At 70.9% G+C, this 26029-nt stretch carries 20 protein-coding genes, 1 tRNA gene and 2 pseudogenes; 9 read left to right on the top strand and 14 right to left on the bottom strand.

From position 1 onward, the window contains the following. Nucleotides 1–347: 347 nt before the first annotated feature. Complete coding sequence (locus ACFFXY_RS03245; protein ID WP_382345813.1) at nucleotides 348–1352, top strand: ParA family protein; 1005 nt, start codon at nucleotides 348–350, stop codon at nucleotides 1350–1352. Nucleotides 1353–1355: 3 nt separating this feature from the next. After that, nucleotides 1356–2432 (top strand): ParB/RepB/Spo0J family partition protein, encoded by a 1077-nt coding sequence (locus ACFFXY_RS03240; protein ID WP_382345812.1) that lies wholly within the window; start codon nucleotides 1356–1358, stop codon nucleotides 2430–2432. A gap of 77 nt (nucleotides 2433–2509) precedes the next feature. On the opposite strand, the gene ACFFXY_RS03235 is transcribed toward ACFFXY_RS03240, so the two are convergent. Further along, complete coding sequence (locus ACFFXY_RS03235; RefSeq protein WP_382345810.1) at nucleotides 2510–3073, bottom strand: GNAT family N-acetyltransferase; 564 nt, start codon at nucleotides 3071–3073, stop codon at nucleotides 2510–2512. Between the two features lie 345 nt (nucleotides 3074–3418). Between ACFFXY_RS03235 and ACFFXY_RS03230 the strand changes: the two are divergent. After that, nucleotides 3419–3931: pseudogene (locus ACFFXY_RS03230) on the top strand (hypothetical protein); the annotation flags it as partial. Nucleotides 3932–4050: 119 nt separating this feature from the next. Here ACFFXY_RS03230 and ACFFXY_RS03225 read toward each other — a convergent pair. Further along, the gene (locus ACFFXY_RS03225; RefSeq protein ID WP_382345808.1) at nucleotides 4051–5016 is read right to left on the bottom strand and encodes a D-alanine--D-alanine ligase family protein; all 966 of its coding nucleotides are present in this window, start codon (nucleotides 5014–5016) and stop codon (nucleotides 4051–4053) included. Then, nucleotides 4973–6260, bottom strand: a pseudogene (locus ACFFXY_RS03220) (aminotransferase-like domain-containing protein); the annotation flags it as partial. The gene ACFFXY_RS03225 and the pseudogene ACFFXY_RS03220, both read right to left, overlap by 44 nt. Before the next feature lie 118 nt (nucleotides 6261–6378). Here ACFFXY_RS03220 and ACFFXY_RS03215 point away from each other — a divergent pair. Next, nucleotides 6379–7071 carry a GNAT family N-acetyltransferase gene (locus tag ACFFXY_RS03215; RefSeq protein WP_382345806.1) on the top strand — a complete coding sequence of 231 codons (693 nt, stop codon included), beginning with the start codon at nucleotides 6379–6381 and terminating at the stop codon, nucleotides 7069–7071. A 51-nt stretch (nucleotides 7072–7122) separates the two neighbouring features. Here the strand turns inward: ACFFXY_RS03215 and trxA are convergent, their stop codons facing one another. The 6 genes from trxA to murJ all read right to left on the bottom strand — a co-directional run bounded on the left by trxA (nucleotide 7123) and on the right by murJ (nucleotide 13550). Further along, nucleotides 7123–7437 carry a thioredoxin gene (gene trxA / locus ACFFXY_RS03210; RefSeq protein ID WP_106362859.1) on the bottom strand — a complete coding sequence of 105 codons (315 nt, stop codon included), beginning with the start codon at nucleotides 7435–7437 and terminating at the stop codon, nucleotides 7123–7125. A 41-nt stretch (nucleotides 7438–7478) separates the two neighbouring features. Beyond that, nucleotides 7479–8426 carry a thioredoxin-disulfide reductase gene (trxB, locus tag ACFFXY_RS03205; RefSeq protein ID WP_382345803.1) on the bottom strand — a complete coding sequence of 316 codons (948 nt, stop codon included), beginning with the start codon at nucleotides 8424–8426 and terminating at the stop codon, nucleotides 7479–7481. 154 nt (nucleotides 8427–8580) lie between these two features. After that, nucleotides 8581–9393: a hypothetical protein gene (locus tag ACFFXY_RS03200; protein ID WP_382345801.1), complete on the bottom strand. Its 813-nt coding sequence runs from the start codon at nucleotides 9391–9393 to the stop codon at nucleotides 8581–8583. Continuing rightward, nucleotides 9390–10085 carry an RNA polymerase sigma factor SigM gene (gene sigM / locus ACFFXY_RS03195; protein ID WP_382345799.1) on the bottom strand — a complete coding sequence of 232 codons (696 nt, stop codon included), beginning with the start codon at nucleotides 10083–10085 and terminating at the stop codon, nucleotides 9390–9392. Before sigM ends, ACFFXY_RS03200 begins: the two co-directional genes overlap by 4 nt. Nucleotides 10086–10090: 5 nt before the next feature. Next, the gene (locus ACFFXY_RS03190) at nucleotides 10091–11584 is read right to left on the bottom strand and encodes a protein kinase domain-containing protein (RefSeq protein ID WP_382345797.1); all 1494 of its coding nucleotides are present in this window, start codon (nucleotides 11582–11584) and stop codon (nucleotides 10091–10093) included. A gap of 154 nt (nucleotides 11585–11738) precedes the next feature. Next, on the bottom strand, nucleotides 11739–13550 hold the full coding sequence (murJ, locus tag ACFFXY_RS03185) for a murein biosynthesis integral membrane protein MurJ (RefSeq protein WP_382345795.1): 1812 nt from the start codon (nucleotides 13548–13550) through the stop codon (nucleotides 11739–11741). A gap of 30 nt (nucleotides 13551–13580) precedes the next feature. Here murJ and ACFFXY_RS03180 point away from each other — a divergent pair, with 30 nt between their 5' ends. Next, a complete protein-coding gene (locus ACFFXY_RS03180) occupies nucleotides 13581–15014 on the top strand; it encodes a CCA tRNA nucleotidyltransferase (protein ID WP_382345793.1) in 1434 nt (477 codons plus the stop codon). Here ACFFXY_RS03180 and ACFFXY_RS03175 read toward each other — a convergent pair. Both ACFFXY_RS03175 and ACFFXY_RS03170 read right to left on the bottom strand, forming a co-directional pair. Next, the gene (locus ACFFXY_RS03175) at nucleotides 14905–16488 is read right to left on the bottom strand and encodes a glycosyltransferase family 87 protein (RefSeq protein ID WP_382345791.1); all 1584 of its coding nucleotides are present in this window, start codon (nucleotides 16486–16488) and stop codon (nucleotides 14905–14907) included. The two genes, ACFFXY_RS03180 and ACFFXY_RS03175, sit on opposite strands and share 110 nt — an antisense overlap. 66 nt (nucleotides 16489–16554) lie before the next feature. Then, nucleotides 16555–19839, bottom strand: a complete 3285-nt coding sequence (locus ACFFXY_RS03170) for a transglycosylase domain-containing protein (RefSeq protein ID WP_382345789.1) — start codon at nucleotides 19837–19839, stop codon at nucleotides 16555–16557. A 336-nt stretch (nucleotides 19840–20175) separates the two neighbouring features. On the opposite strand from ACFFXY_RS03170, the gene ACFFXY_RS03165 reads away from it, so the two are divergent. The 4 genes from ACFFXY_RS03165 to ACFFXY_RS03150 all read left to right on the top strand — a co-directional run bounded on the left by ACFFXY_RS03165 (nucleotide 20176) and on the right by ACFFXY_RS03150 (nucleotide 24250). Then, nucleotides 20176–20889 carry a PadR family transcriptional regulator gene (locus ACFFXY_RS03165; protein WP_382345787.1) on the top strand — a complete coding sequence of 238 codons (714 nt, stop codon included), beginning with the start codon at nucleotides 20176–20178 and terminating at the stop codon, nucleotides 20887–20889. After that, on the top strand, nucleotides 20882–21952 hold the full coding sequence (locus ACFFXY_RS03160) for an inositol-3-phosphate synthase (RefSeq protein ID WP_382345785.1): 1071 nt from the start codon (nucleotides 20882–20884) through the stop codon (nucleotides 21950–21952). The genes ACFFXY_RS03165 and ACFFXY_RS03160 overlap by 8 nt, the downstream gene beginning before the upstream one ends. 82 nt (nucleotides 21953–22034) lie before the next feature. Beyond that, nucleotides 22035–23396 (top strand): MFS transporter, encoded by a 1362-nt coding sequence (locus tag ACFFXY_RS03155; protein ID WP_382345783.1) that lies wholly within the window; start codon nucleotides 22035–22037, stop codon nucleotides 23394–23396. Beyond that, the gene (locus ACFFXY_RS03150) at nucleotides 23339–24250 is read left to right on the top strand and encodes a peptidylprolyl isomerase (protein WP_382345781.1); all 912 of its coding nucleotides are present in this window, start codon (nucleotides 23339–23341) and stop codon (nucleotides 24248–24250) included. Before ACFFXY_RS03155 ends, ACFFXY_RS03150 begins: the two co-directional genes overlap by 58 nt. Nucleotides 24251–24261: 11 nt before the next feature. On the opposite strand, the gene ACFFXY_RS03145 is transcribed toward ACFFXY_RS03150, so the two are convergent. The 3 genes from ACFFXY_RS03145 to ACFFXY_RS03135 form a co-directional block, all read right to left on the bottom strand. Then, the gene (locus tag ACFFXY_RS03145; RefSeq protein ID WP_382345779.1) at nucleotides 24262–24945 is read right to left on the bottom strand and encodes a lysophospholipid acyltransferase family protein; all 684 of its coding nucleotides are present in this window, start codon (nucleotides 24943–24945) and stop codon (nucleotides 24262–24264) included. Between the two features lie 165 nt (nucleotides 24946–25110). Further along, complete coding sequence (locus tag ACFFXY_RS03140) at nucleotides 25111–25731, bottom strand: bacterial proteasome activator family protein (protein WP_382345777.1); 621 nt, start codon at nucleotides 25729–25731, stop codon at nucleotides 25111–25113. A 147-nt stretch (nucleotides 25732–25878) separates the two neighbouring features. After that, nucleotides 25879–25961: transfer RNA gene (locus tag ACFFXY_RS03135), tRNA-Leu, on the bottom strand. Nucleotides 25962–26029 lie beyond the last annotated feature (68 nt).

Below are 26029 nucleotides of genomic sequence, written 5' to 3'. Positions count from 1 at the left end.
ACCTATCCCGAGTAAGCTACTCCGAGCAGGGCGATGTTTCACGTGAAACATTCGGCCCGTAGTCTGTGGCGGTGAACGTGCGCGACCCCCTTCCCTCCGAAGATCGTGAACACAGCTCCCTTGGCGGCGATACCCCGGCCGAGCGGCGCATCAAGAACCTCCTCGATGCCGCCGTGAGCGAGGAGGCGCCGCCCTCCCGCCGCCACCGCTATCGAGAAACCTCCCCCGAATCGGGTGGCGCAGCCCCGGCCTACGGGCAGACTGGGTCAGAATCGGTTGCGAGGCAGTCCGGCGCGGGCGTCGGGACGTCCGACCGGTCTGACAGCAGCGGGGAACGGGGGGACGGGATGGCGAGAACATCGCGCGGCAAGACCGGACGGCATCTGGCGCCGGACGAGGCACAGGCGAACGGTCGGAAGACCGCCGCGAAGGCGGTGCCGCAGCAGCCGGACGCGGTGGACGACGACCTGCCGCTGGCCCGGGAGGCCCAGCGCGCGGTGCGCGTCCTCAACCCCTCCGGGGCCGTGACGATGCCCCGGCCGACGCGCCGCCGCGTCTTCGCCGTCGCCAACCAGAAGGGCGGCGTCGGCAAGACCACGAGCACCGTGAACCTCGCGGTCGCCTTGGCGCTCCACGGGAACCGCGTCATGGTCGTGGACCTCGACCCGCAGGGGAACGCCTCCACCGGTCTCGGCGTCGAGCACGGCGCGGGCACCCCGAGCGTCTACGAGGCGCTCGTGGAGGGCCAGCCGCTCGACGAGATCGCGAAGCCCGTCGACGGCATCCCCTCGCTCTACTGCATCCCGGCGACGATCGACCTGGCCGGCGCCGAGGTGGAGCTCGTCAACGTGGTCGCCCGCGAAGGGCGCCTTGAGAAGAGCATCGAGACCTTCAGCGGGGAGCTCGACTACATCTTCATCGACTGCCCGCCGTCCCTGGGCCTGCTCACCGTGAACGCGCTCGTCGCGGCGGAAGAGGTGCTCATCCCCATCCAGTGCGAGTACTACGCACTCGAAGGGCTGGGCCAGCTGCTGCGGAACATCGAGCTCATCAAGGCGCACCTCAATGCGCGCCTTCGGGTCTCGACGATCCTGCTGACGATGTACGACAAGCGCACCAAGCTCGCCGACCAGGTGGAGCAGGAGGTGCGCGGGCACTTCAGCGAGATCGTCCTCGACGCCGTGGTCCCGCGGAGCGTGCGCGTCTCCGAGGCCCCCGGCTACGGGCAGTCGATCATGACGTACGACCCCGGCTCGCGGGGCGCGACGAGCTATTTCGAAGCGGCCGAGGAGATCGCCCTGCGCGGTGCGAAACTCTCCCGGCGCGGGAAGAACCAGAAAGGCGGGAACTAGTCGATGGCTGCGGCGAAGCGCGGAGGGCTCGGTCGCGGACTGGGCGCGCTCATCCCGACCGGTCTGGCCGAGAGCACGACGACGGAGGACGACCCGGCCCCGGCTCCGGCGCCCCGCCAGGCGGCCCGGACCGAGCGCGCGGTGGAGCGCGATGTTTCACGTGAAACATCGACCCCCGAGCCCGAGCCGGTCCCCGATGTTTCACGTGAAACATCGGACGGCCCGGACCTCGTGCCGGTCCCGGGAGCGAGCTTCCAGCTGATCCCGATCCCCGACATCGGTACCAACCCGAAGCAGCCGCGGCAGTACTTCGACGACGAGCACCTCCTCGAACTCCAGACCTCGCTCACGGAGGTCGGGATGCTCCAGCCGATCGCGGTGCGCGAGCGGACGCCGGACGAGCCCCGCGAGGACGGCGCGCGCTTCGAGCTCGTCATGGGGGAGCGGCGGCTCCGCGCCGCCACCGCCCTCGGCTGGGAGACCGTCCCGGCCATCGTGCGCCGCACGGCCGACGACGAGATGCTCCGCGAGGCGCTCCTGGAGAACATCCACCGCGTGCAGTTGAACCCGCTCGAAGAGGGCGCGGCCTACGCGCAGCTCCTCGAAGAGTTCAACGTGACGCAGGAGGAGCTGTCGAAGAAGATCGGCCGCAGCCGCCCGCAGATCTCCAACATGATCCGCCTCCTCGGACTCCCGCCGACCGTGCAGACGAAGGTCGCCGCGGGCGTCCTCACCGCGGGCCACGCCCGCGCGCTCCTCGGCCTCGACAGCGCCGACTCGCAGGAGCACATCGCCGAGCGGATCATCAGCGAGGGACTGTCGGTGCGCAGCACCGAGGAGCTCGTGACGGCCAACCGCCTGGAGGAGAAGCCGGAGCTCGACGAGCCCCGCCCGCGCGACTCGCGCGCGGGGAAGGACCGCATCAAGGCCCCCGGTCTGGAGGAGCTGAAGGAGCGCCTCTCCGACCACTTCGAGACGCAGGTGTCGATCTCCTGGGGCCGTAAGAAGGGCAAGATCGTCATCGAGTTCGGCTCGCTCTCCGACCTCGACCGGATCGTCGAGCAGATCGGCATCGAGTAGCCTCCACGGACGACGAGCAAGGGGCGGGATGTTTCACGTGAAACATCCCGCCCCTTGTCTGGTTCGCTCTGCTGCGGCTAGGAGAGTTCCCGCCACATGATGATGTCGTCCCGGTAGTCGTCATCGGCCATGCGCACGGCGCGCGGCAGACGTCCCACCTCAGTGAATCCGTGTCGGCGATAGAAGGCGTCGGCGCCGGTGCCCGAGCGGACCTTGAGGCTGAGCGCCTCCAGCTTCAGCTCTTCGCGGGCAACGTGGTCGACGGCCGCCAGCAGCTTGCCCCCGAGTCCGCCGCCCTGCCGGGCGGGGTCGACTTGGACGTGGCGCATGGTCCGCCACCCGTGTCGCGGCGGGCTGTCGTTTGATGTGAGAACACACCAAGCGACAATGGCGGCTCCTTCCTTTAGAGCGACCAGCGTGTCAGTCCGGTCGATCACTCGCGCGAGAATGGAGACGGTGTGAGGGCGGACCTCGTCGATGTTGACCGGCGGGACGAACCCGACGGAACCGCCGGCGTTCGTCACTCTCACCCAGAGATGGCTGAGTTCGTCAACGAGCGCGGCGGTGACCGGCGGGTCCACCAGGACGGCGATGTCGTCGCCCGGAACGGGCGTCGCCTCCGGCGTGGAACTATCAGTCACTGTTGCTTGCACGCCTTCCAGCTTGCCCTACCGACCGGCCTTCCCGACAGGGGCTTCCCGCCATATGGGCGCACGTCACTTGTGCCCTCGAATACCATTTTCCGGGCTGATTCTCCTGGTTCGCGGACCGGAATCGCTCCACAGTCGGGGGTCGATCGGGTGGACCGTGAGTTAACCCATTTGAAATCTGCCAAAAGGTGGATTCCGGTGGTTTCCACACTCGCGATCATGGGGTATTTTTCGATGGTGGCAGCTGCGAGTACCCCCGGCCCGAATTCCAAGCCCGACTTGGCAAACCCGAGCACCCGACCCCCGAATCAGCGCGCGGGCGGCGTTCGCCCCGTCCTGCCCGCGTTCGTCGACTGGCCCGCCTTCCCGTTCGAGGGCGAACTCCGCATCAAGCCGCTTCAGGAGCCGGTCCCGGCCGAGCCGCCGCGACGCGGCGACCGGCAGGAGCAGTGCGCGGCCTGCCATACGCCCGACTCGGTGTACCTCTGGTCCAACGAACGCTGGCGCCTGAAGTCCCCGCCCGCGCCGAGCGGCCTCCCGGTGGTGGTGATCCTCGAACCGCGGGCGCACCTCGACCTGGGGGACCTGTCGACGATGCACGCCGCCGAACTCGGCGTGCTCACCGTGCGCCTCGAACGCGCGATCCGCTCCCTGGAGTCGGTGGCGCAGGTCCACGTCAACCGCTGGGGCGACGGCACCGCCCACCTCCAGCAGTGGTTCCTGGCCCGCCCGCACGGGTACCTCCAGTTGCGCGGCCCGTTCATGACCATGTGGGACGAGATCCTCCCGCCGGTCGAGGAGCACGAGTGGCAGATGAACCTCGAATACATCGCCGCCTGGCTCAGCGACGACTGAATCCTCAACGGCCCCTTGGCATCAGGGGCGATCTCGCGCTTCCGGTACGAGAGAGGGGGTCGATGTTTCACGTGAAACATCGACCCCCTTCGCGTTGTCTGCGGCGCGGCGGCTCAGCGGCGGGCCAGGGCCCGGTGGACCATGGTCGCCAGGACCTCCCCGAAGTCGAGGCCCGCGGCCTCGATCGCCATGGGGAGTAGGGAGGTCTCGGTGGTGCCGGGGGCGACGTTGGCCTCCAGGACCTGGATGCCGCCCGCGTCGTCGACCATGAGGTCCACGCGGGACATGTCGCCGAGGCCGAGCGTCCGGTGGACCTCCAGTGCCAGTTCGGCCGCGCGGGCCGCCACGGGCCCGCTGAGGGCCGCGGGGACCGTCCAGCGGGTCGCGCCCGGGTTGTACCGGGCCGCGTAGTCGTAGTCGCCGTGGAGCGGCGCGATCTCGACCGGCGGCAGGGCCACGAGGCCCTCGCCGAGGTCGAGCACGCCGACCGCGATGTCGCGGCCCTCGACGAACGACTCGATGAGCGCGGTGTCGCTGTAGGAGAAGCAGCCCATCATCGCCGACGGGAAGTCGTCCTCCTTGTGCACCGCGTGGACGCCGAGGCCCGAGCCGCCCGAGTTGGGCTTGACGACGAGCGGCAGGCCCATCTTCGCGGCGATCCGGTCGAGGAGCTTGCGCGCCCCGAAGTCCGAGAACGCCTGGCGCGGCATCGAGGTCCAGTCGGGCGTGGGAATACCGGCCGAGCGGAGCAGGTCCTTGGCCGTGATCTTGTTCCACGCGCGGCGCGCGCCCGTCGAGCCGGTGCCCACGATCGGGATGTCGGAGAGCTCCAGGACCGCCTGGAGCGAGCCGTCCTCGCCCGGTTGGCCGTGCACGAGCGGCAGGACCACGTCGGGCGGGTACTCCTGGAGCGCGGGCAGCAGGTCGCCGTCGAGGTCGCGGACGTCGCACACGTACCCGAGCCGCTGGAGCGCGTCGGCTGCGCGGCGCCCCGACTTCAGGGACACCTCGTGCTCGTACGACATGCCCCCGGCGAGGATGAGGACGCGGACGTCCGCCGCCGCGGCGCGCTCCGTCATGCCCCGCCTCCCGCGAAGGTGTCGCGCAGCTCGATGTCGCTCGCGACGACGCCGGCGAGCCGGCGCACGCCCTCGCGGATGACCTCGGCGGTCTGGGTCGAGAAGTTCAAGCGCATCTCCCTGCGGCCGTTGCCGTCGGCGTAGAAACCGGTGCCCGGGACGTACGCGACCCGCTCCTGGAGCGCGCGGGGGAGCATCGCCTTCGAGTCGAGCCCCTCCGGCAGCGTCGCCCAGATGAACAGGCCGCCGCCGGGGACGGTCCACGTCATCCCCTCGGGCATGTAGTCGCCCAGGGCCGTCAGGAGCGCGTCCCGGCGGTCCCGGTACAGCGTGTTGAAGACCTTCACCTGCTGGCGCCACTCCATCTCCGTGAGGAAGCGGAGCGTGGCCTCCTGCGTGAGCCCCGAGGGGCACAGGATCGACGCCTCGATCGCCAGGAGCAGCTTGTCGCGCACCGCGGGCGGCGCGAGGACCCAGCCCAGGCGCAGGCCCGCGGCGAAGATCTTCGAGACCGTGCCGAGGTAGATGACGCCCCGCTCGGCGCGGGCGCGCAGCGGCTTCGGCGGCGTGCCGTCGAAGGAGATCATCGAGTACGGGTCGTCCTCGATGACGAGGAGCCCGTGCCGCTCGGCGATCGCGAGGATCTCCTCGCGCCGCTCCTCGGTCAGCGTGACGCCGGCCGGGTTCTGGTAGGTCGGGATCGTGTACAGGAACTTCGCGCGGCGCCCTTCGCGTTCGAGCGAGGCGAGGGACTCCTCCAGGCCCGCCGGGATCAGCCCGTCGTCGTCCATCGGCAGGTGCCGGACGTCGGCCTGCGCGGCCTGGAACGCGCCGAGCGCGCCCACATAGGTCGGGCCCTCGGCGAGCACGATGTCGCCCGGGTCAAGGAAGGTGCGGGCGAGCAGGTCGAGTCCCTGCTGCGCGCCGGTGGTGAGGACGAGGTCGTCCGCGGAGGCGCGGATGCCCGAGAGCTGGAGGACCCCGCAGAGCGCCTCGCGGAGCGCGACGCTGCCCTGGCCGGGGCAGTAGCCGAGCGCCTCGGCGCCGACCTGCGAGAGCAGGCGCGTGAACATCTCGCCGAGCTCGTCCATGGGGAGGGCGGCCGTGTACGGGTTCCCTCCGGCGAGGGAGACGACCTCCGGGCGCGCGGCGACCGAGAACAGTGCGCGGATCTCCGACTGTGCCATCCCGTGAACCCGGGATGCGTAGCGACCGGTGTAATCGTCGAGTGTTGTACCGGACACGCGGAGACCTCCTCTGATGGCCCTCGTCGACAGTGATCGACCCACTCTACTAGCACAGGGACCGCAGACCGCGCGTGTTTTCCGTCATGTGGACCCTTCGCCGACGTAGTGTGGACGGGTGCATCGGCGCATGGTCAACCTCACACTCGACTCCTTGGACGAAGTCCCGAGGCGTTGCCGCGCCTGCGTCTTCTGGGAGCTGTCGCCCCTGTGCGCCGAGGCGGCGCGCGACGTGGGCGAGCCCGCCGTCGAGAAAGAGGCGTGGCTCTCGCACACGCTCCTCGAATGGGGCGGGTGCGGGCGCATCGCCTACGAGGGCGACGCGGTCGCCGGGTTCGTCACCTACGCGTCCCCGAAGTTCGTGCCCCGCTCCATGGAGTTCCCCTCGGGCCCCGTCTCGCCCGATGCCGCTCTGCTCATGACCGCCTACGTGAACCCGGCGTACGCGGGGACGGGCCTGGGCCGCCAGCTCGTGCAGACCGTCGCCGCCGACGTGGCCCGGCGCGGCATCTACGCCCTGGAGGCCTTCGGCGACGCGCGCGGCGAGGCCGGGGCGTGCCTGGTGCCCGCCGACTTCTACCGCTCCGTGGGCTTCAAGACCGTCCGCTTCGACCCCCGCTACCCGCGCCTGCGCCTGGAGCTGCGCTCGGCGATCGACCGCGGCGTCGAGGCCGAGGAGCACTGGGCCCCCGGCGACTCCGTCGAGTGGTTCAAACTCGACGACGTCGAGCTCGACAAGTTCTTCGGCGAGCCGACCACCGGCCGCAACCGCATCGACCGCCCCGGCTTCCAGCGCGACGGCGACCTCTGAACACGCGAAGAGGGGACCGAGCCGCGGCCCGGTCCCCCCTTCGGTGAAGCGCTACTGGCCCAGGAACTTGCGGATGGCCGCCTTCGGCTGGGCGCCGATGAGCTGCTGGGCGGGCTGGCCGTCCTTGAACAGGATCATCGTCGGCACGCTCATGACCCCGAACTTGCGGGTGGTCTCCGGGTTTGCGTCGGTGTCGAGCTTGCGGATCTCGATCGAGTCGATCTCCGTCGCCAGCTCTTCGAGGACCGGCGCGACCTTCTTGCAGGGGCCGCACCATTCGGCCCAGAAGTCGACGAGCACCGGCTTGTCGGCTTCCAGCACCTCGGCCTGGAACTGCTCGTCGTTGACGGCTTTGATGGCGCCCATGGGCATCCTCCTGTGTGATGTGAAGCAGGTGAGAGTCGGTGTCAGGCCGCGACGGCGGCGTCTTCGAGGGCCGCGATGTACCGCTCGGCGTCGAGCGCCGCGGAGCAGCCGGTGCCGGCGGCCGTGACCGCCTGCTGGTAGGTGTGGTCGACGAGGTCGCCCGCGGCGAACACGCCCTCCAGGTTCGTCTTGGTCGAGGGTGCAGCGACCTTGACGTAGCCGGACTCGTCGAGCTCGACCTGGCCCTTGAACAGCTCCGAGCGCGGGTCGTGGCCGATCGCGATGAACAGGCCCGTCGCGGGCAGGTTCCGGGTCTCGCCGGTGACGGTGTCGACCAGGTCGACGCTGGCGACCTTGCCGTCGGCGCCGTTGATCTTCTCGACCGCGGAGTTCCAGGCGACCTCGATCTTCGGGTTCGCCAGGGCCCGCTCGGCCATGATCTTGGAGGCGCGGAACTCGTCGCGGCGGTGCACGATGGTGACCTTCGAGGCGAACTTGGTGAGGAAGGTGGCCTCCTCCATCGCCGAGTCGCCGCCGCCGACCACCGCGATCTGCTGGTCGCGGAAGAAGAACCCGTCGCAGGTGGCGCACGCGGACACGCCGCGGCCCATGAGCTCGTTCTCGCCGGGGACGTTCAGGGGGCGGTACGCCGAGCCCGTGGCGAGGATGACGGCCTTCGCCTGGTGCTCCTCGTCGCCGACCCACACCTTCTTGATCTCGCCGGTGAGGTCGACGCGCGTGACGTCGTCCGAGACGAGCTCGGCGCCGAAGCGCTCAGCCTGCTTGCGCCACTGGTCCATGAGCTCGGGGCCCATGATGCCCTCGGGGAAGCCGGGGAAGTTCTCGACCTCGGTGGTCTGCATGAGGGCGCCGCCGAACTGGAAGCCCTCGAACACCAGCGGGCGCATGTTGGCGCGCGCGGTGTACAGCGCGGCGGTGTACCCGGCCGGGCCCGAGCCGATGATGATGACGTCGCGGATTTCGCTCACCGGTGTCGCTCCTGTGGTCGTTCGGCGCTCCAGGGACGGCTCCCCTGGTGCTGACAGCTTCAACCCATCCTATTGACCCGAAATTCCTCGGAGCGGACCCGTGGCGGCCGTGTGACAGGCGCATTCCCCGATCGTGGGGAAGCTCACCCCTCCGCTAGGGCTGCACGGCGAGCGCCTCGACGACCCCGTCGGCGCAGGCCGGGGTGAGGGCCACCGCGATCTCGCCCTCGTCGGACACCAGGAGCGCCATGATCGCCGGGGCCGACTCGTACCGCGCGAAGTCGACCGCGACGAGGAGGCTCTCGTACTCCTCGACGATCGCGTCCTCGCACGCGCGCCAGAACGCCCCGCCCGCGGCGAGGTCCGCCAGCTCCGCCGGGACCTCCCCGTCCGCGGTGTGGTCGCCGAGGCCGCGCAGGGCCGCGAGCAGGTCGGTGGAGGCCGAGTAGTCGGTGCCGGAGGCGAAGGACTCGACATCGAGGACGCCCATCTCCGCGTCCGTCTCGGCCGAGTCGGCGCCCTCCTCGCTGAGGGACTGGCCGCCGTCGGACTCGGGGGACGCCTCGCCGCTGGCCGCGGAGTCGTCGTCGCCCGCCGAACGCGGCGCGTCCTCGGCGTACACCTGGCCCGCGTCCTGTTCCCCGTCCTGGGCCGTGAACGCCTGGAGGCCCACCGCGACGGCGCCGACGGTCACCAGGACCGCGGCCGCGCCGGAGGCGATGGCGTACCGGACCCGCTTGGGGCGCAGGCGCTCCGCGAGGGACGCGAAGAAGCCCTCGCGCTCGGGCCCGCGGGCGGCGCTGCGGAGCGTGTCGGCGGACGGGAGGGAGTCCAGGACGCGGTCGAGGCGGTGCCCGACCTGCTCCGGGAGGTCGCCGTAGCCGTCGGAGGCCCGCCGCAGCGCACGCGCGACCTCGGCCTCGATCCCGCCTTCGCTCCCGGTCTCCCCGGGCGGCTGCCCGATCATCGGCTCCCCTCCTCTCGGCTGGTGGGACTGCCCGCTCCGGGTTCGACGCCGCGCTGGGCGGGCGGGTTCCCGGCCGGGCGGAACTCCGGCAGGCGCTCGGCGAGCCGCTTGCGGGCCCGCGACGCGCGCGACTTGACGGTGCCCGGCCGGACCTTCAGGATCGCGGCCACCTCTTCGACCGGGTACCCGAGCATGTCGATGTACACGAGGACGGCGCGCTGCTCGAACGGCAGGTCCGCGAGCGCCCGGTGGACGCTCAGGCGCAGGGCCGCCTGCTGCGGGTCGTCGGAGCGCGGCGACGCCGGGACCGGCTCGCGCCCGTCCTCGGGGAGCGGGACCGTCGGGCGGCGCCCGGCCGCGCGGATGCGGTCCAGGCACGCGTTCACGACGATGCGGTGCAGCCACGTGGTGACCGCCGAGCCGCCCCGGAACGAGCCCGCCGCCTGGTACGCCTTGATCATCGCGTCCTGGAGGGCCTCGGCGGCGTCCTCGGGGTCGGCGAGGGTGCGGACCGCGACCGCCCACAGGCGGCCCCGGTGGCGGCGGAACAGCTCCCCGAACGCCTCGCGGTCGCCGCCGACGTGGCGGCGCAGCAGCTCGGCGTCGCCCACCCCGTCCGCCGGGCCGCCGAGCGGTCCCCCGAACGCGGGTTCGGGGCCGTCGGCGGGCAGCGGGCTGAGGGGGCCGGGCACGGTGACTACCGGACGAACACGTTGATGTCGGAGATCGTCAGCTTGTACCCGCCGGACGCCGGGGGCAGCTCGGTCACCCACACCACGATGTACCGGGTGGCCTGGCCGCCGGCCTGGATCTCGATGTTGGTGTCGGCGTCCTCGACGGCCGGGGCGAGCTCCGCGAAGCCGTCCACGATCGCCTGGTCGCCCTCGGAGGAGTCGCCGGGGTCCTCGTCGCCCGCGAGCAGGCCCACGGTGGCGCCCGCGCTGGTCATCTGGACCCGCACGGACGCGACCTCCATGGCCTCGCCGAGGTCGATGAGGATGCCCATGCCGGGCTTGAGGTTCCCGAACGCGGGGTCGTTGCGGTAGGTGTTCGTGGACCAGCCGGTGGAGGCGTTGCCGTCGAACGCGGCCTCGACGCCCTCGCCCTGGTTGCGGTCGCCGTCGGGCGGGTCCACGACGCGGATGTCGTCGGCGGTGATCTCGGCCTCGGTGGGGGCGGCGATCTCGGTGTCGTCCTCGGTGGACGGGTCGGCGCCGGTGTCCTCGCCCGCGACCTGGTCGTCGGCGCCCGCGGGGTCGTCGTCGCCGCCGAACACGATCGCGGAGCCGACGACGGCCGCGAAGATGACCGCGGCTGCGACGGCCGCGATCACCGCGAGGCGCTTCATGCCCGCTGGCGGGGTGGACGCGTCGGCGGAGCCGCGGCGGCCGAGGTTGATCGCGCCGAGGATGCTCGTCGCCTGCGCCGGGACGGGGTCGGCCCCGCCGGTCTCGGCGAGGGCGCGCAGTTCGACCGCGAGCTCCGCGGCCGACGGCGGGGTCTGCGAGTGGTCGAGGAGGTCCGCGGTGAGCTTCGCGAGCCGGTGCGGCAGGCCGGTGACGACCTTGTCGGCGTCGAGGACGCGGCCCCACTCGTCGGTCGCGGCGTCGGGCAGGCCGGTGTTCTCGGCGGGGACGACGCGCGGCCACGCGCCGGTGAGGCACGCGTAGAGGGTCGCGCCGAGGGCGCGCACGTCCTCGACCTGCGTGTTCCCGGGTTCGTTGCGGGGCTCGGTGACCATGACGCGGTCGTCCTCGGAGAGGAGGATCGAGCCGGGCTGGAGGTCGGCGTGGGTGACGCCGCCGTCGTGGAGGGCGGCGACCGCGTCGGCGACCGAGGCGACCAGTTCGAGGGCGTGCCCGCTTTCGAGGGTCTGGCGCTCCAGGACGCCGCGCAGCGAGGAGCCGTTGACCCATTCGCGCACCACGTAGGCGAAGCGTCCCTCGTCGACCGCGTCGTACACGTCGACCATGGAGTCGACGTGGGTGCGGGAGGCCGCCACCGCGGCCGTCATCGTCGGGGCCGCGTCCTCGCCGCCGGGGGAGCGCAGGACGACCGCGACGGAGCGGTGCAGGAGGACGTCGACGCCCCGCCACAACTGGCGGTGGCCGTTCGCGCCTCCGACGTGCTCTTCGAGGCGGTACCGCTCCGCGAGCAGGTCGCCAACGGACGGCACTTCGGCAGAACTCATGGTGCGGGGTCCTCCCCTCTCAGACCGACCCCGCGGAGGGGCCGTGCCGGCCGGTCGGGTCTTTCAGGAATGCGGGTTCAGCGCGGTGCAGGGTCTTCCGGTGATCCGAGGCCACTGGTCTCAGACCAGAATGCACGTATGGATCGTACTTGGCTCATCGTCGCAGCCTTGCGCGCACCGTTGCCTGGAGCGACGCCATTTCAGTGACGCGGAATACCAGGCAGGCGGCGAGATACACGCCCAGCAGGGCGGTCCCGAGGACGATCGCCGCACCGAGCTGCCCGAGTTTGGAACCGGACACGTCGGGCCACGCGAGCCACCCGGCGTAGGCCGCCCCGCCCGCGATCAGTGCCGCCGCACCGGTTCGGACCAGGCCCGACGCGGTCTTGCGCATCCCGAGGAGCCCGACCCGCTTGCGCAGCAGGCTCATCGACAGCAGCAGCGAGACCAGGTAGGACACCCCGTTGGCGGCGAGGAGGCCGACGACGACCCACTCCAGGGGCAGGAACGCGAACGCGAGGAGGTACCCGCCGATGCGGATCGCGATGACCGGGAGGTTGAACAGTCCCACCGTGCGCGTGTCGGTCTGCGCGTAGAACGCGTAGATCTGCAGCTGGGACACCGAGAACGGCATGAGGACCACGCCGACCATGAGCAGGGCCTGCCCGGTGGCGACGGCCATCGTGTGGTCGTAGGCACCCCACTGGAAGATCGCGAGGGCGATCGGCTCGTGGAGCGCGATGAACGCCGCGGCGATCGGCACGAGCAGGAACGACGCGAGGCGGATGCCGGAGGAGAGGTGCTCGGTCAGCTCGGACCAGCGGCGGTCGTCGGCGGCGCGGGTCATGCGCGGCATGAGCGCGGTGATGACCGAGACCGCGACGATCCCGTGCGCCATCATCATCATCAGGTAGGCGTTGTTGTAGACCGTGGTGCCGGGGACGAACTGGTCGTCGGCGGCGTTCCCGGACGCGGCGTTCGCGACCTTGATCACGGCCATGACGGCGATCTGGTTGGCGACGACGAACAGGAGCGTCCACGCGGCCATGCGGCGGATGTCGCGCAGCGGCAGCGCCTTGAAGTCGAACCGCAGCCGCCACCGGAACCCGGCCCTGCGCAGGGCCGGGGCCAGGCACAGGACCTGGATGAGCACGCCCGCGGTGGTGCCGCCGCCGAGGAGCAGGATCATTCCGTTCGTCACCTGGTCGGCGGTGGCGAACAGCTCGCCGCCGGGGCCGGGGACCGCGTCGCGCGTGTACAGCAGGAAGAACGCCGCGCCGACGGTGATGACCACGAGGTTGTTGATGATCGGCACCCACATGGGGGCGCCGAAGTGCTCGCGGGAGTTGAGGACCCCCGACAGGACCGCGAACAGGCCGTACAGGAGCAGCGCCGGGAGCATCAGGTACGAGAACTCGGTGACGAGCCCGTACTGGGACGGCTCGGCCATGGCGCGGGCGATGAGCGGGGCGCAGAGGGTGACCAGGAGCGCGGCGGCGCCGAGGACGAGCGCCGCGAGGGTGAGCAGGCGCTGCGCGAACGCGTCGCCGCCGTCGGGGTCGTTCTTGTGGGCCTTGACGAACAGGGGCATGATGATGCTCGCGAACACGCCGCCGAGGACGAGCTCGTAGATCATCTGCGGGAAGTACTGCGCGGTCGTGTACGAGTTGCCGAGGAGCCCGGCGCCGATCGCCGCGGAGATGACGACGGTGCGCCCGAACCCGGTGATGCGCGAGACGAGGGACCCGGCGCCCATGAGGAGGCTGGAGCGGACCACGTTCCGGCCCTTCGGCTGCGGCGGCTGCACCGGCTGCTGCGGCGCGGGGGCGGGCGGGCCCGCGGGGACGTAGCCGTTGCCGGTGAGGGGGCGCGCGTACTGCTGGTTCGCGTGGGGGTGGCGGCCCGGGGCGGGGCCAGACGGCGAGTAGTCCGGGCCGGGGCCCGGCCTCGCGCTAGGTTCGGCCATTCTCGCACTCTCCGCTAAGCTTGCCCGGCGATGTCTGACAACAGTAGCGGTAAGGAAATCACGGTCCCGCCGATAGCCGATGAACTGGGTCGGCTGTTCGAGCGGGAGGGCCATGAGCTGCACCTGGTCGGCGGCCCGGTCCGCGACGCGGTGCTCCGCCGGGCCGTGAGCGACCTCGACTTCACCACCGACGCCCGCCCGGACGCGACCGAGGCGATCCTGCGCGCGCACTGCTCCACCGTGTGGACCACCGGCGCCGACTTCGGGACCGTCGGGGGCATGTTCCGCGGCGAGCAGGTCGAGGTGACGACGTTCCGCGCCGACGCCTACGACCGCGTCGGCCGCAACCCCGTCGTCCGCTACGGCGACCGCCTCGAAGACGACCTGGAGCGGCGCGACTTCACCGTCAACGCCATGGCCGTCTCCGTCCCCGGGCACGTCTTCGCCGACCCGTTCGGCGGCATCGCCGACATCGCGCGCCGCACGATCCGCACGCCCGCGTCCCCCGAGTCCTCGTTCGCCGACGACCCGCTGCGGATGCTGCGCGCCGCCCGCTTCGCCGCGCAGCTCGGCTTCGCGATCGAACCGGACACGCTCGACGCCATGCGCCGCATGGCGGGGGAGCTGTCGCGCATCACCGCCGAGCGCGTCCGCGACGAGTTCGTGAAGCTCATGCTCGCGCCCGACCCGGTCGTGGGCCTGCGCATCCTCGTCGACACGGGCCTGGCGGAGCAGTTCCTGCCGGAGCTGCCCGCGCTGCGCATGGAGATCGACGAGCACGCCCAGCACAAGGACGTCTACGAGCACTCGCTCCAGGTGCTGCGCAACGCCATCGCGCTGGAGGACGACGGCCCCGACCTGCTCATGCGGCTCGCGGCCCTGCTCCACGACATCGGCAAGCCCGAGACGAAGGACGTCGCGCCCGCCGGCGGCGTCACCTTCCACCACCACGACGTCGCCGGGGCCCGCCTGGCGCGCAGGCGGATGCGGGAGCTGAAGTTCCCCAAGGCCGAGATCCAGGCCGTGTCGCTGCTCATCTCGCTGCACCTGCGCTTCTACGGGTACGCCGACGACGAGGCGGGCGGCTGGACCGACTCGGCGGTGCGCCGGTACGTCACCGACGCGGGCGACCAGCTCGACCGGCTCCACGTGCTCGTGCGCTCCGACTGCACGACCCGCAACCGCCGCAAGGCGGAGCGGCTGCGCCGCGACTACGACGCGTTCGAGGACCGCATCGCCCGCATCCGGGCCGAGGAGGACCTGCGCGCGGTCCGCCCCGACCTCGACGGGAACGCCATCATGGCGCTGCTGGGCCTGAAGCCCGGCCCCGAGGTGGGCCGGGCCTGGGCGTTCCTCAAGGAGCTGCGGCTGGAGCGGGGGCCGCTTCCCCGCGAGGACGCTGAAGCGGCGCTCCTCGACTGGGCCGCTTCGGAAGGGATCGCACCGCGTCCAGACGCGGGATGAGGATCTCCTGCACCACGAGGGCGCACATGACCGCCACGGCGAGCCACCGCGAGGCCGCGGCGGCGAGGAACAGGCCCTCGGGGATGCCCCGGCCGTCCTCGGCCGACACCTGGAGCATCTTGCCGTAGAACGAGAAGAAGTAGAACAGCTCCGCGGCCTGCCACACCAGGAAGAAGCCCCACTTGGGGCGGGCGAGCACCGCCAGCGGCAGCAGCCACAGCACGTACTGCTGCGACCAGACCTTCCCGAACAGCAGGAACGTCGCGACCACGAGGAAGCACAGCTGCGCCAGGCGCGGCACCACGTCCTCGGTCGAGGGCGTCTTGAGCCCGAAGTCCCCGCCCGCGGTCCGGCGCTGCGCGAAGTACCCGAGCGCGGCGATCCCCAGGCAGGACAGGGCGAACAGGCCCAGGTACATGTCGTTGACGAACTCGGAGTCCCAGAGCCGCTCCCAGCCGGTGACCCCGCGGAGCACGTACCAGCCGGTGCCCCAGTCGACGGGCCGCTCCGAGTTCAGCTCGAAGAACCGCATCCACGACTCGGGCCACAGGTACGCGACGGGCCCGTTGATGAGGGCCCACACGACTGCCGCGGTCGCCGACGCCTGGAGCGCAGGCAGGAGCTTCTTCTGCCGCAGCGCCAGGATGAGGAGCGGGCCGATGAACAGGAGCGCGTAGAACTTCGCGGCCACGGCGAGGCCGAGGAACAGCCCGGCCATGACGGGGCGGCCGCGCTGCCAGTACAGGAAGAACGGCATCGACAGGGCGACGGCGAACAGGTCCCAGTTGACGGTGGCGGTCACGAGGACGACCGGCGCGGCGGCGAGCATCATCGCGTCCCACGGCCGCGAGGGCCGGGAGTGGACGAGCGCCGGGTCCGGGTTGGGGCCGGGGATGTCGGTGCGGCGGTTGTCGCGGCGGATGCGGTGCAGGACCGCGATGGCGGCGGCGCCGCAGACGAACAGCACGACCGCGTTGAGGTGCCAGAAGATCGGGCCGCCGTCGGTGTTCGCGACCGAGCCGATCCGGTAGGCGATCTGCCCGAGCACACCCATGAACCATCCGGTCAGTACCGGGTATTCGACCGGGTGGTCCTGGTAGGGGACGGCGCCCTCGTTGAGCCTCTCCGCACCCCACAGCGCGCGGATGTCGGTGTAGCAGGCGCCGGTGTACTGCTGCCAGTCCACCCAGCCGCCCGCCGAGCACGGGTACTTCTGGAGCCAGTTGACCGCGAACGCGATCAGTCCGGTGAGGAGGATGACCCGGATCGGGATCCAGAACGTGCGGCGGGGCGGGTCGGCGGCGTGCTCGCCGAACGGCCCGCCGATGAGGCCGGAGGCGAACCGGGCGACCCGGTCGGTGAGGGTGGGTGCGGCCGGGGGGTCCCCGGCGGGGCGCTCGATCCCGGAGGGGGGCGGCGCATCGTTCGGCGCGTGGTCCGGGGCTGGGCCCGGTGCGGATGCAGACGGCGGCATGGGCCTTATTGTGGCCCATCCCCCCGTCGCTCCGATACTGGCCGAGGGTCGTCCCCGGCTCGCTAGCTAACCGCCCCGGCCCTCGTCGGGCTCGCTGGTCGAGCCCTCCTCGGTCGGCGTGCTCGGTTCCTCTTCGGGGCAGGTCGGCTGGAGCCAGCCGCCGCACTCCTCGCCCGTGGACTCCTCGCCGGTGGGATCGGTCGTCGGATCGTCCGTGCCCGGATCGCCGTCTTCCTCACCGGGCTGGCAGGCCTCGCCGTCCCAGGTGCCGCCGTCCGCTTCGCAGTCCTCCTGGGCCTGCTCGTCGGCCTGTCCGGCGCAGAGCGGGTCGTCGGCGTTCTTGGAGCAGAACGCGCCGCCGTCGATCGGGCCCCCGGCCTTCTCGATGTCCCAGCTCTGGGCGTTGCCCTGGTCCTCGACCTTGCCGTCCCAGTCGACGACCTCCCACTCCTCGGCGTCGAGGATGCGGCTCATCGCGGTGAACCACACCGGGTAGGCGGTGTTGGAGCCGAACACGTTGTTCGGGTCGCCGTTGATGTCGGCGATCGGGTCGGACTCGGAGGTCACGTTCCCGACCCAGGCGGCGATGGACAGCTGCGGGATCGCCCCGACGTACCACGCGTGCGCGTTGTACGAGTCCGGGTAGTCGTTCCCGTCCTTGTCCTTGCCGCCGGCCTCCCAGGTCCCGGTCTTGCCGAAGTAGTCGCGGGGGAGCTGGTCGACGTCGGACGAACCGCCGATCTCGGAGCCGATCCACTGGAGGTTGCGGGCGACGGCCTCGTCGATGACCTGCTGGTCGAGGGTCAGCTCGTTGGTCGGCTGGACCTCCTCGCCCTTGTACTCGACCTTGGCGACGAAGTGCGACTCGTTGTAGACGCCGTTGTTGGCGATGGTCGCGTAGATCGAGGCCATGTCGCGCACGCTCGTCGGGTACTGGCCGAACGCGATGTGGTTGTAGAACGGGTCGGTGTTGCCCTTGCCGCCGATGGTGCACTCGGTCGGGTTCTCCTCGTAGAGGAACCGACCCTCGGTGTTCACGATCGGGTTGCAGTCGGCGTCGACCTGGATGCCCGCGTTGACGTCCCAGTTGCCGGAGGCGTCGACGATCGGGTTGTTGCTGGAGTCGACCGCGGTCCCGTGCTGGGTGTAGGTGCCGCTGTCGGTCATGTGGTAGTTGATGCTGACGTCGTGCATCTCGCCGTTGTCGTCCTCGATGGACCGGGCCTGGTTCATGACCGACAGGCCCATCTGGTCGGCGTAGTCGAGGATGGTGCTCGCGCCGTACTCCTCCGCGATCGAGTACATCGGGGTGTTCTTCGACTCGCGGACCGAGTCGGTCAGCGTCATCTCGACCTTGGAGTTCTGGCTGCCGTTGCGCAGCGTGCAGTCCGGGTAGGTGCCGCCGCCGATGCACTCTTCGACGTCGTCGAGCGTCAGCGACTCGAACTCGCGCGGCGAGGAGGCGTTGAACCAGGAGTCGACCGAGTCGCCCTCCTCCATCGCGGTGGCGGCGGTGACCATCTTGAACGTCGAGGACGGCGGGTGCGGGGACTCCGCGCCGGCCTTGTCGACGCCGAAGCCGTCGTCGCCGCCGTAGTAGCCGAGGATCGCGCCCGTGTCCGGGTCGATCGCGACCATCGCCGTCATCATGTACTCGTCGTAGTCCTTGAGGGCGGCGTCGTCGTTGTCGTTGACGAACTGGGCGTACCCGTCCTCGGTGAGGTCGCGCTCGGCCTGGTTGACGTCGGTGACGACGTTGCCGTCCTTGTCGACGGGGTTGCCGTCGCCGTCGGTCTTCACGGCGATGGCGCCGCGGGAGCCGGTGCTCTTGAGCGAGGTCTGCACCTTCGGGTCGATGGTGAGCGTGATCGAGTAGCCGCCGTCGGCGCCGCTCTCCTCGGCGCCCTTGAGCATGTCCTTGGTGATGCCGTAGCGCTCGTAGAGCTCGTCGAAGACGTACCCGTCGAGCTCGTTGATGATGAAGCCGACGTCGGTGTTGCCGCCCCAGGACCCGGACGCGTTGAAGTCGGTGTCCGTGCTGTCGATGACGTCCTGGTAGGTCGCCGCGTCGCGGTCGGCCTGCTTGATCTGGCCGGTCTCCAGCAGGGCGTCCATGGTGAACTCCCAGCGGGCCTTCGCCGCGCCCTCGTCGTAGCTGTCGGTGTAGTACGGGTCGTAGTAGCCGTTGGGCGACTTGACCTGCATGACGATGTAGGCGGCCTGGCCGTAGGTGAGCTGGTCGAGCTCGGTGTCGAAGTAGTTCTTCGCGGCGGCCTTGATGCCGTAGGCCCCTCGGCCGAAGTAGGCCATGTTGAGGTAGGCCGTGATGATCTCGTCCTTGTCGTACTCGGACTCCATCTTGATCGCCAGGGCCGCCTCGCGGGCCTTGCGGTCGTACGAGATCTCGTCGCGCGCGTCGAGGACCATGCCCGCGTACTGCTGGGTGATGGTCGAGGCGCCCTGGGTGTCGCCGCCGGTGAGGTTGTTGACCAGGGCGCCCATGGTGCGGATGTAGTCGACGCCGCCGTGGTCCCAGAACTTGCGGTCCTCAAGGGCCACGAGCGAGTCGGTCACGGTCTCGGGGGCCTGGCCCGGGTCGATCTGGAGGCGGAGGGTGTCGCCGTAGGCGCCGGCCTGGGTGCCGTCCGCATAGAAGAAGGCGGAGGACTCGCCCTTGCGGAAGACGTTCTGGAGGTCGGGGGTGTTTTGGAAGAAGTAGGTGGCGACGATCGTCACGCTGGCGACGAACAGGATGCCCATCGCGATGAGGGCCGCGAACATCTTGCGGCCCAGGCGTTTGCGCTTCTTCTTGGCGCCTTCGAGGTCGTCCTTGTTCAGAGGGCCGTTCCCGGCGCGGCGGCGGCCGCCGTTCCCGGCGCGGCCGGTGCGGGCGTCGGCCTCGTCGAGGTTGATGCGGGCGGCGCCCACGGACGCGGAGCCGACGGAGGCCGACCCGACCGAAGCGGAGCCCACGGACGCGCGGCCCGAGCCCCCCACGGACGCGGAGCCGACCGAGGCGCGGCCGGAGCCGCCGACCGAGGCCGAGCCGGTGGGCCGGGCGGAGCCGACCGAGGCCGAGCCGGTGGGGCGCGCGCCGCCGACCGACGCGGAGCCGCGGCCGACGGGGGCCTGGCCCGCGGGCGGCGTGCCGTAGCCCTGCTGCGGACGGCGCGGAGGCTGCTGGCCGTGGCCCTGCGGGGGGGAGCCCTGCTGGCGTCCGCCGCCCCACCCGTAGTCGGGTTCGCGGGGACCGCCGCCGGGGGCGGCGCCGTAGCCGCGCGCCTGCCCGGAGGCCCGGCCCTGCGGCCGCCCCTCGTCGGGCGGCGGTGGGCGGTAACCGTTGTCGCTCATGCTCAACCATCCACGTGCTGTGTAACCCCAGCGGGGCTTGCCGGTCGGCCCGGTGCGCGCCGGAAGGGTGGCGCCCCGGGGGGCGCTCCGGCGGGACCGGCGTTCGCAAAGGTCTACTTCCGGCATGGGGGGTGGCCGGTCGTCTCGCAGTCTCGCACACCGAATCTGGGAGGACTCCGCTAGACCGCGTCGTGCGCACGAGCCTATCGGATCGAAGTGCCTCTGAACAGGGCGCGGACCCGTCGCTTGACGTGATTTGCACCTGCCGCTAAGGTTATCCTGATGTATCGGTCCGATACATCGCTCAGTTAGATCGCCGTGTGAGAGGAGGGACCGATGTTGGAGCTGGCCATTCTGGGGCTCTTGCATGAATCCCCGATGCACGGCTACGAGCTGCGCAAACGGCTGCTGGCCCTGCTGGGGGCCATCAGGGCGGCGTTCAGCTACGGATCGCTCTACCCGACCCTCAAAAGAATGCGCCTGCGCGGGCTCATCGTCGAGGAGACTCCGGCGGGCGTCACATCCGAGAAGACCCTCGCCACCCGCGCCGCGGCAGAGAAACCCCTGCTCAGTGGCCGAAGGGCCCGAAAGGTCTACCGGCTCACACCCGAGGGCAAGGAGCACTTCGCCCAGCTCATGGCCGACGCGGGCCCCGAGTCCGCGGACGAGGCCCTGTTCGGCGTCCACTTCGCGTTCTTCTCCCGCACCGACCCGGCCACCCGCCTGCGCATCCTCGAAGCGCGCCGGCGCCGCGTCGAGGAGCGCCGCGAGCGGATCCGCGAGGCGCTCGCCCGCACCGCCGAGCGGCTCGACGCCTACGGGCTCGAACTCCAGCGCCACGGCCTGGAGACGGCCGAGCGCGAGGTGCGGTGGCTCAACGAGCTCATCGCCTCCGAGGAGGGCCGCCGCCCCCGGCAGCACCACGACTTCGGCGATCCCGTCGCCGGGACGGGAGGGCCCAGCGCCCTTCCGGAACAGGGAACACCCGATCCGGCTGCGAGCGCCGGAGACCCAAATAAACAAGACAAAGGAGGCATGCGCGATGGGTAAGCTGCGCGTAGCCATTGTCGGCGTGGGCAACTGCGCCTCTTCGCTGGTCCAAGGAGTCGAGTACTACCGCGACGCCGCTCCCGAGGACCGGGTGCCCGGCCTCATGCACGTCCAGTTCGGCGACTACCACGTCAACGACATCGAGTTCGTCGCCGCATTCGATGTCGACGCGAAGAAGGTCGGCCAGGACCTCTCCAGCGCGATCAACGCCTCGGAGAACAACACCATCCAGTTCGCCGAGGTCCCCCCGACCGGCGTCCAGGTCCTGCGCGGCCCGACGCACGACGGCCTGGGCCAGTACTACACGGAGATGGTCACCGAGTCGTCCGAGGCGCCCGTCGACGTGGTCGCGGTCCTCAAGGAGACCAAGGCCGACGTCGTCGTCTGCTACCTGCCGGTCGGCTCCGAGACCGCCGCGAAGTTCTACGCGCAGGCCTCGATCGACGCGGGCTGCGCGTTCGTCAACGCCCTCCCCGTGTTCATCGCCTCCGACCCCGAATGGGCCCAGAAGTTCACCGACGCCGGCGTCCCCATCGTCGGCGACGACATCAAGTCGCAGGTGGGCGCGACCATCGTGCACCGCGTGCTCGCGAAGCTGTTCGAGGACCGCGGCGTGCGCCTGGACCGCACGTACCAGCTGAACTTCGGCGGCAACATGGACTTCATGAACATGCTGGAGCGGACCCGCCTGAAGTCCAAGAAGATCTCGAAGACGCAGGCCGTGACGTCCCAGATCCCGCACGAGATGCTCGGCGCCGACGTCCACATCGGCCCCTCGGACCACGTGCCGTGGCTGACCGACCGCAAGTGGGCGTACATCCGCCTGGAGGGCACCACCTTCGGCGACGTGCCGCTCAACGCGGAGCTGAAGCTCGAAGTGTGGGACTCCCCGAACTCCGCGGGCGTCATCATCGACGCGGTGCGCGCCGCGAAGATCGCGATGGACCGCGGCCACGGCGGCCCCGTCGAGTCGGCCTCCTCGTACTTCATGAAGTCCCCGGCCAAGCAGTTCTCCGACGAAGAGGCCCGCATCTCCGTCGAGAACTTCATCGCAGGGCTCTAAGCACCGCGAACGCCTCCCCAAGGGGGACCCCGATTCCAAAATCGGGGTCCCCCTTGGCAATCCCCGGAGTTATCCTCGGACGATGCGCACCGACGGGCACGTCCGCAACCTCGCCGGCAACCGCCGTTTCCGGCACCTGCTGGCGGTGCGCCTCACCTCCCAGGCCGCCGACGGCATGTTCCAGGCGTCCCTGGCGCTCTCGGTGTTCTTCAACCCCGCGCTCGGCGACGCGGGCGACCCGTTCCGGTACGCCGCCGCCGTCGCGCTCCTCCTCGGCCCGTACTCGCTGCTCGGCCCCTACGTCGGCACCGTCCTCGACCGGTTCAGCCGCCGCAACCTCATCGGCGGCGCGAACCTCGTGCGCGCCGCCCTCATGATCGTCATCTGCCTGACCCTCCCCGGCGGCTTCAACTGGTCGTGGGTGCTGTGCGCCATGGTCGTCCTCGCCGCCAACCGGTTCGTCCTCGCCGGGCTCGGCGCCGCCCACCCGCAGGTCGTCCCGCCCCAGGACCTCGTCACCGCCAACTCCCTCGCCTCCACGCTCGGCGCGCTCGCCTACGGCCTCGGCCTCGCCACCACCGGCGTCGCGAAGCTCATCGACTCCGGCGTCTCCTACTCGATGCTCGCGCTCGCCGCGGGCTGCGGCTACCTCGTCTCCGCGTGCCTCATCTGGGCCGCGTTCAAGCGCTCCGGCCTGGGCCCCGCCGAGGACGAGTCGCCCGCGGGCGGCCTGTGGAAGGGCGTCGCCGCCACCACCGCCGGGATGGTCGCCGGCTTCAAGCACCTGGGGACGCGCCGCGGACCCGCCCTCGCGATGGCCGTCCAAGGGCTGCACCGGTTCCTGTACGGCATCGTGTTCATCATCGCGATCGCCCTGTTCATGGGCTTCTTCTGGGACGTCGAGTCCGACCCGGCCCGCACCACCACGATCTCCTGGCTGCTGGTCCTGGCGGTCCTCGGGAACGTCGGCGTCCTCGCCGCCGCGATCGTCACCCCCCGCGCGACCCGCGTGTGGGGCCCCAAGAACTGGGTCGTGGTCCTCATGGCCCTGTGCGCGGTCGTCGCCGCGGCCCTCGCCGGGACCATGCGGCCGGTCATGTTCGCCGTCGCGGTCCTGCTCATCAACATCGCCTCGCAGGGCGTGAAGATCACCGTCGACACGAGCATCCAGCGCGGCGTCGAGGACGCCTACCGCGGGCGCGTGTTCAGCGTCAACGACACCGTCTACAACGTCGGGTACCTCGCGGGCCTGTTCGCCGCCGCGCTCGTCGTCCCCACCGACGGCTACGCGCCCGGGACCCTCGTCGGCGTGGCCGTCTCCTACGGCCTGATCTGCGTCGGATACGCCTACCTCGCCCGAGACGACGCCCCGTACGATGCTGAGTCATGGAGCCCAGCCGCCCCGCAGACGGGACCCCAGCCGCGACCGAGCACGAGCCGGTAGCCTCCAGCCCCTTCAAGTCCACGCCCCCCTGGGAGCGCGGCTCGGGGTGGAAGCGCGGCCTCGCCGGGCTCGGCGCGGTGGTCCTCACCGCCGGCTCGATCGCCGGGGTCGCCTGGCTCGCGTTCCGCGACGGCGGCGGCGAAGGCGGCGACACCGGCGAGGTGATCTCCGCGCGCTGCAACGTGACCGAGGCCGAGGACGCCGGGAGCGGCGCCGACCCGCTCGACCCCGCGGCCCCGCCGGAGCGGTCGCTCGCGGTTGTCCAGACCAACTACGGGGAGATCGCCGTCATGCTGTGGGGCGACCTCGCGCCGTGCGGCGTGGACGCGTTCACGCACCTCGCCGAGGCCGGGTTCTACGCCAACCACGAATGCGACCGGCTCACCACGCAGGCGGTCGACCCGACCGCGGTCCTGCGCTGCGGCTCCCCCGGCGCCGACCCCGAGTCCGATGACTCCTACGGCCCGGGCTGGCGGTTCCAGGCCGAGACCGGCATGGCGGGCAACGACGTCGCCGACGTCCTCGCGCTCGTCACCGACGACCGCGGCCGCGCGGGCTCGGCGTTCGCGCTCATCCGCGGCGCGGCCGTGCCGACCGCGGGCGTGAGCGTCATCGGCGGGATCGTCGACGGCTTCGAGGTCCTCGACGACATCGCGGCGCTCTCCGAGACCGTCGAGTCGGACGGCCCCCCGTCCGTGCCCGTCGAGGTCTGGTCGGTCACCGTCACCGAGCTCGCGGACCTCCCCAGCGGCCCCGACACCGTGGGCGAACTCACCACCGGCGCGCCGACCGCGCTGCCCACCGGTCTGCCGACCGGGACCCCGACCCCCACCGACGCCGCGACGACGCCCTAAGGAAGGAACGACTACTCGTCGTTCTCTTTCCCGGGGCTGTTGCGCTTCGCGTACTTGTCGACGTACTCCTGGCCCGTGAGCCGCCGGATCGCGTCCATGACCTCGTCGGTCACCGCGCGGATCACCACCCGGTCGTTCTCCATGCCCTTGTACCGCGTGAAGTCCAGCGGCCGCCCCACGCGCACGCCCACCGGCGCGACCCGCGGCCGCGACTCCCCGATCGGCAGGACCTTCTCCGTCCCGATCAGCCCCACCGGCACCACCGGCGCCCCCGACGCCAGCGCCAGGCGCGCCACCCCGGGCTTGCCGCGGTATAGCCGCCCGTCGGGCGAGCGGGTCCCCTCCGGGAAGATCGCGAACACGCGGCCCTCTTCGAGCACTTCGAGGGACGGCTCCAGGGCCGAGGCGCTCTTGCGCCCGCCCGAGCGGTCCACCGCGACCTGCCCGAGGGCCTTGACCGTGGAGGAGATGATCTTGCCCTTGACGCCCGCGCCGGTGAAGTACTCGATCTTCGCCATGGTCGCGATGTGCCGCTTCGTCGTCAGGCCCAGGAAGTAGTGGTCGGCCACGGAGAGGTGGTTCGACGCCAGGATCACCGGCCCGGTCTCCGGGATGTTCTCTTTCCCGTCGATCCACGGCCTGTAGATCAGTTTGACGGCCGGCGCGGCCGTCCATTGCAGCGTCCTGTACAGCACCGTGCTCAGCTCTCCAGTGGTCTCACCCTAGGGACGGGTCGGCACAATTATGGCTCGCGAACCGCCGGAGGCGAAACCCGCGAGCCGTCGTTCCCGAGGGCCGCGCCCGAAGACGACGACGGCCCCGCCGGGAAGGCAGGGCCGAGTCTATGGCATTCGGCGCCGCTACAGGTACTGGCCAGGAGGGTGGTCGCGGTCGTCACCGCGCGCGGCGCGCTCGGCCATGACCGCCCTCAGCTGCGGCGGGAGGTCGCTCCCGGCGGGCAGGGCCTTGAGCTCCCCGCCGCGCATCTGGTCGAGCTGGAGCCGCGCGGCCATCTGCTGCGCGACCAGCGCCGCCTGGATGCCGTGGAACAGCCCTTCGAGCCACCCCACGAGCTGGGCCTGCGCGATGCGCAGCTCCGCCTCGGTGGGGATCTCGTCCTGCCCGAACGGCAGCGACAGGCGCTCCAGCTCGTCGCGGAGCTCGGGGGCGAGTCCGGTCTCCAGTTCGGCTATGGAGCGGGCGTGGATGTCGCGGAGGCGCTGGCGGCCCTTCTCGTCGAGTTCGGCGGCGCGGACCTCTTCGAGGAGCTGCTTGATCATGGAGCCGACGCGCATGACCTTGGCGGGCTCGCTGACGAGCCGGGTCGGGTCGGTCTCGTAGGGGTCGCCGTCCTCGTCCTCGGAGTCGGCGTGCGCGGCGGATTTGGCGGTGGCGACCGGGTTGCCTTCGGCGTCGACGATGAGGAGGTCGTCCTCGTTCTCCCGCTCGTCTCGGTCCGGCTCGGTGTTCGCGTCGCTCATGGTCGCATTGACCCCACAGTCGTGTCGATGGTGGTTCCGTTCCCTTGCTTCGAGCCTAACGCGGAAGCCCCGGAAGGTGTTCCCGCTCGCCATCCAGGCCGTGGATAGCGAAAAGGCCCGTGGTCGAAACCATCGGGCCTTTGCCTGTGCGCGAGGGGGGACTTGAACCCCCACGTCCTTGCGGACACTGGCACCTGAAGCCAGCGCGTCTGCCATTCCGCCACTCGCGCGTGTCGGGACTTGCAACGCGACGATAGTACCCTGCGCGGCGAGTCCCGCTCAACGGGGTATTGCCTCC

The sequence above is a fragment of the Glycomyces mayteni genome, assembly GCF_042428885.1.
GTDB classification, from domain to species: domain Bacteria; phylum Actinomycetota; class Actinomycetes; order Mycobacteriales; family Micromonosporaceae; genus Glycomyces; species Glycomyces mayteni.
The sequence above is the reverse complement of the archived record's forward strand: the minus strand, read 5'-3'. Positions and strand labels throughout refer to the sequence as shown.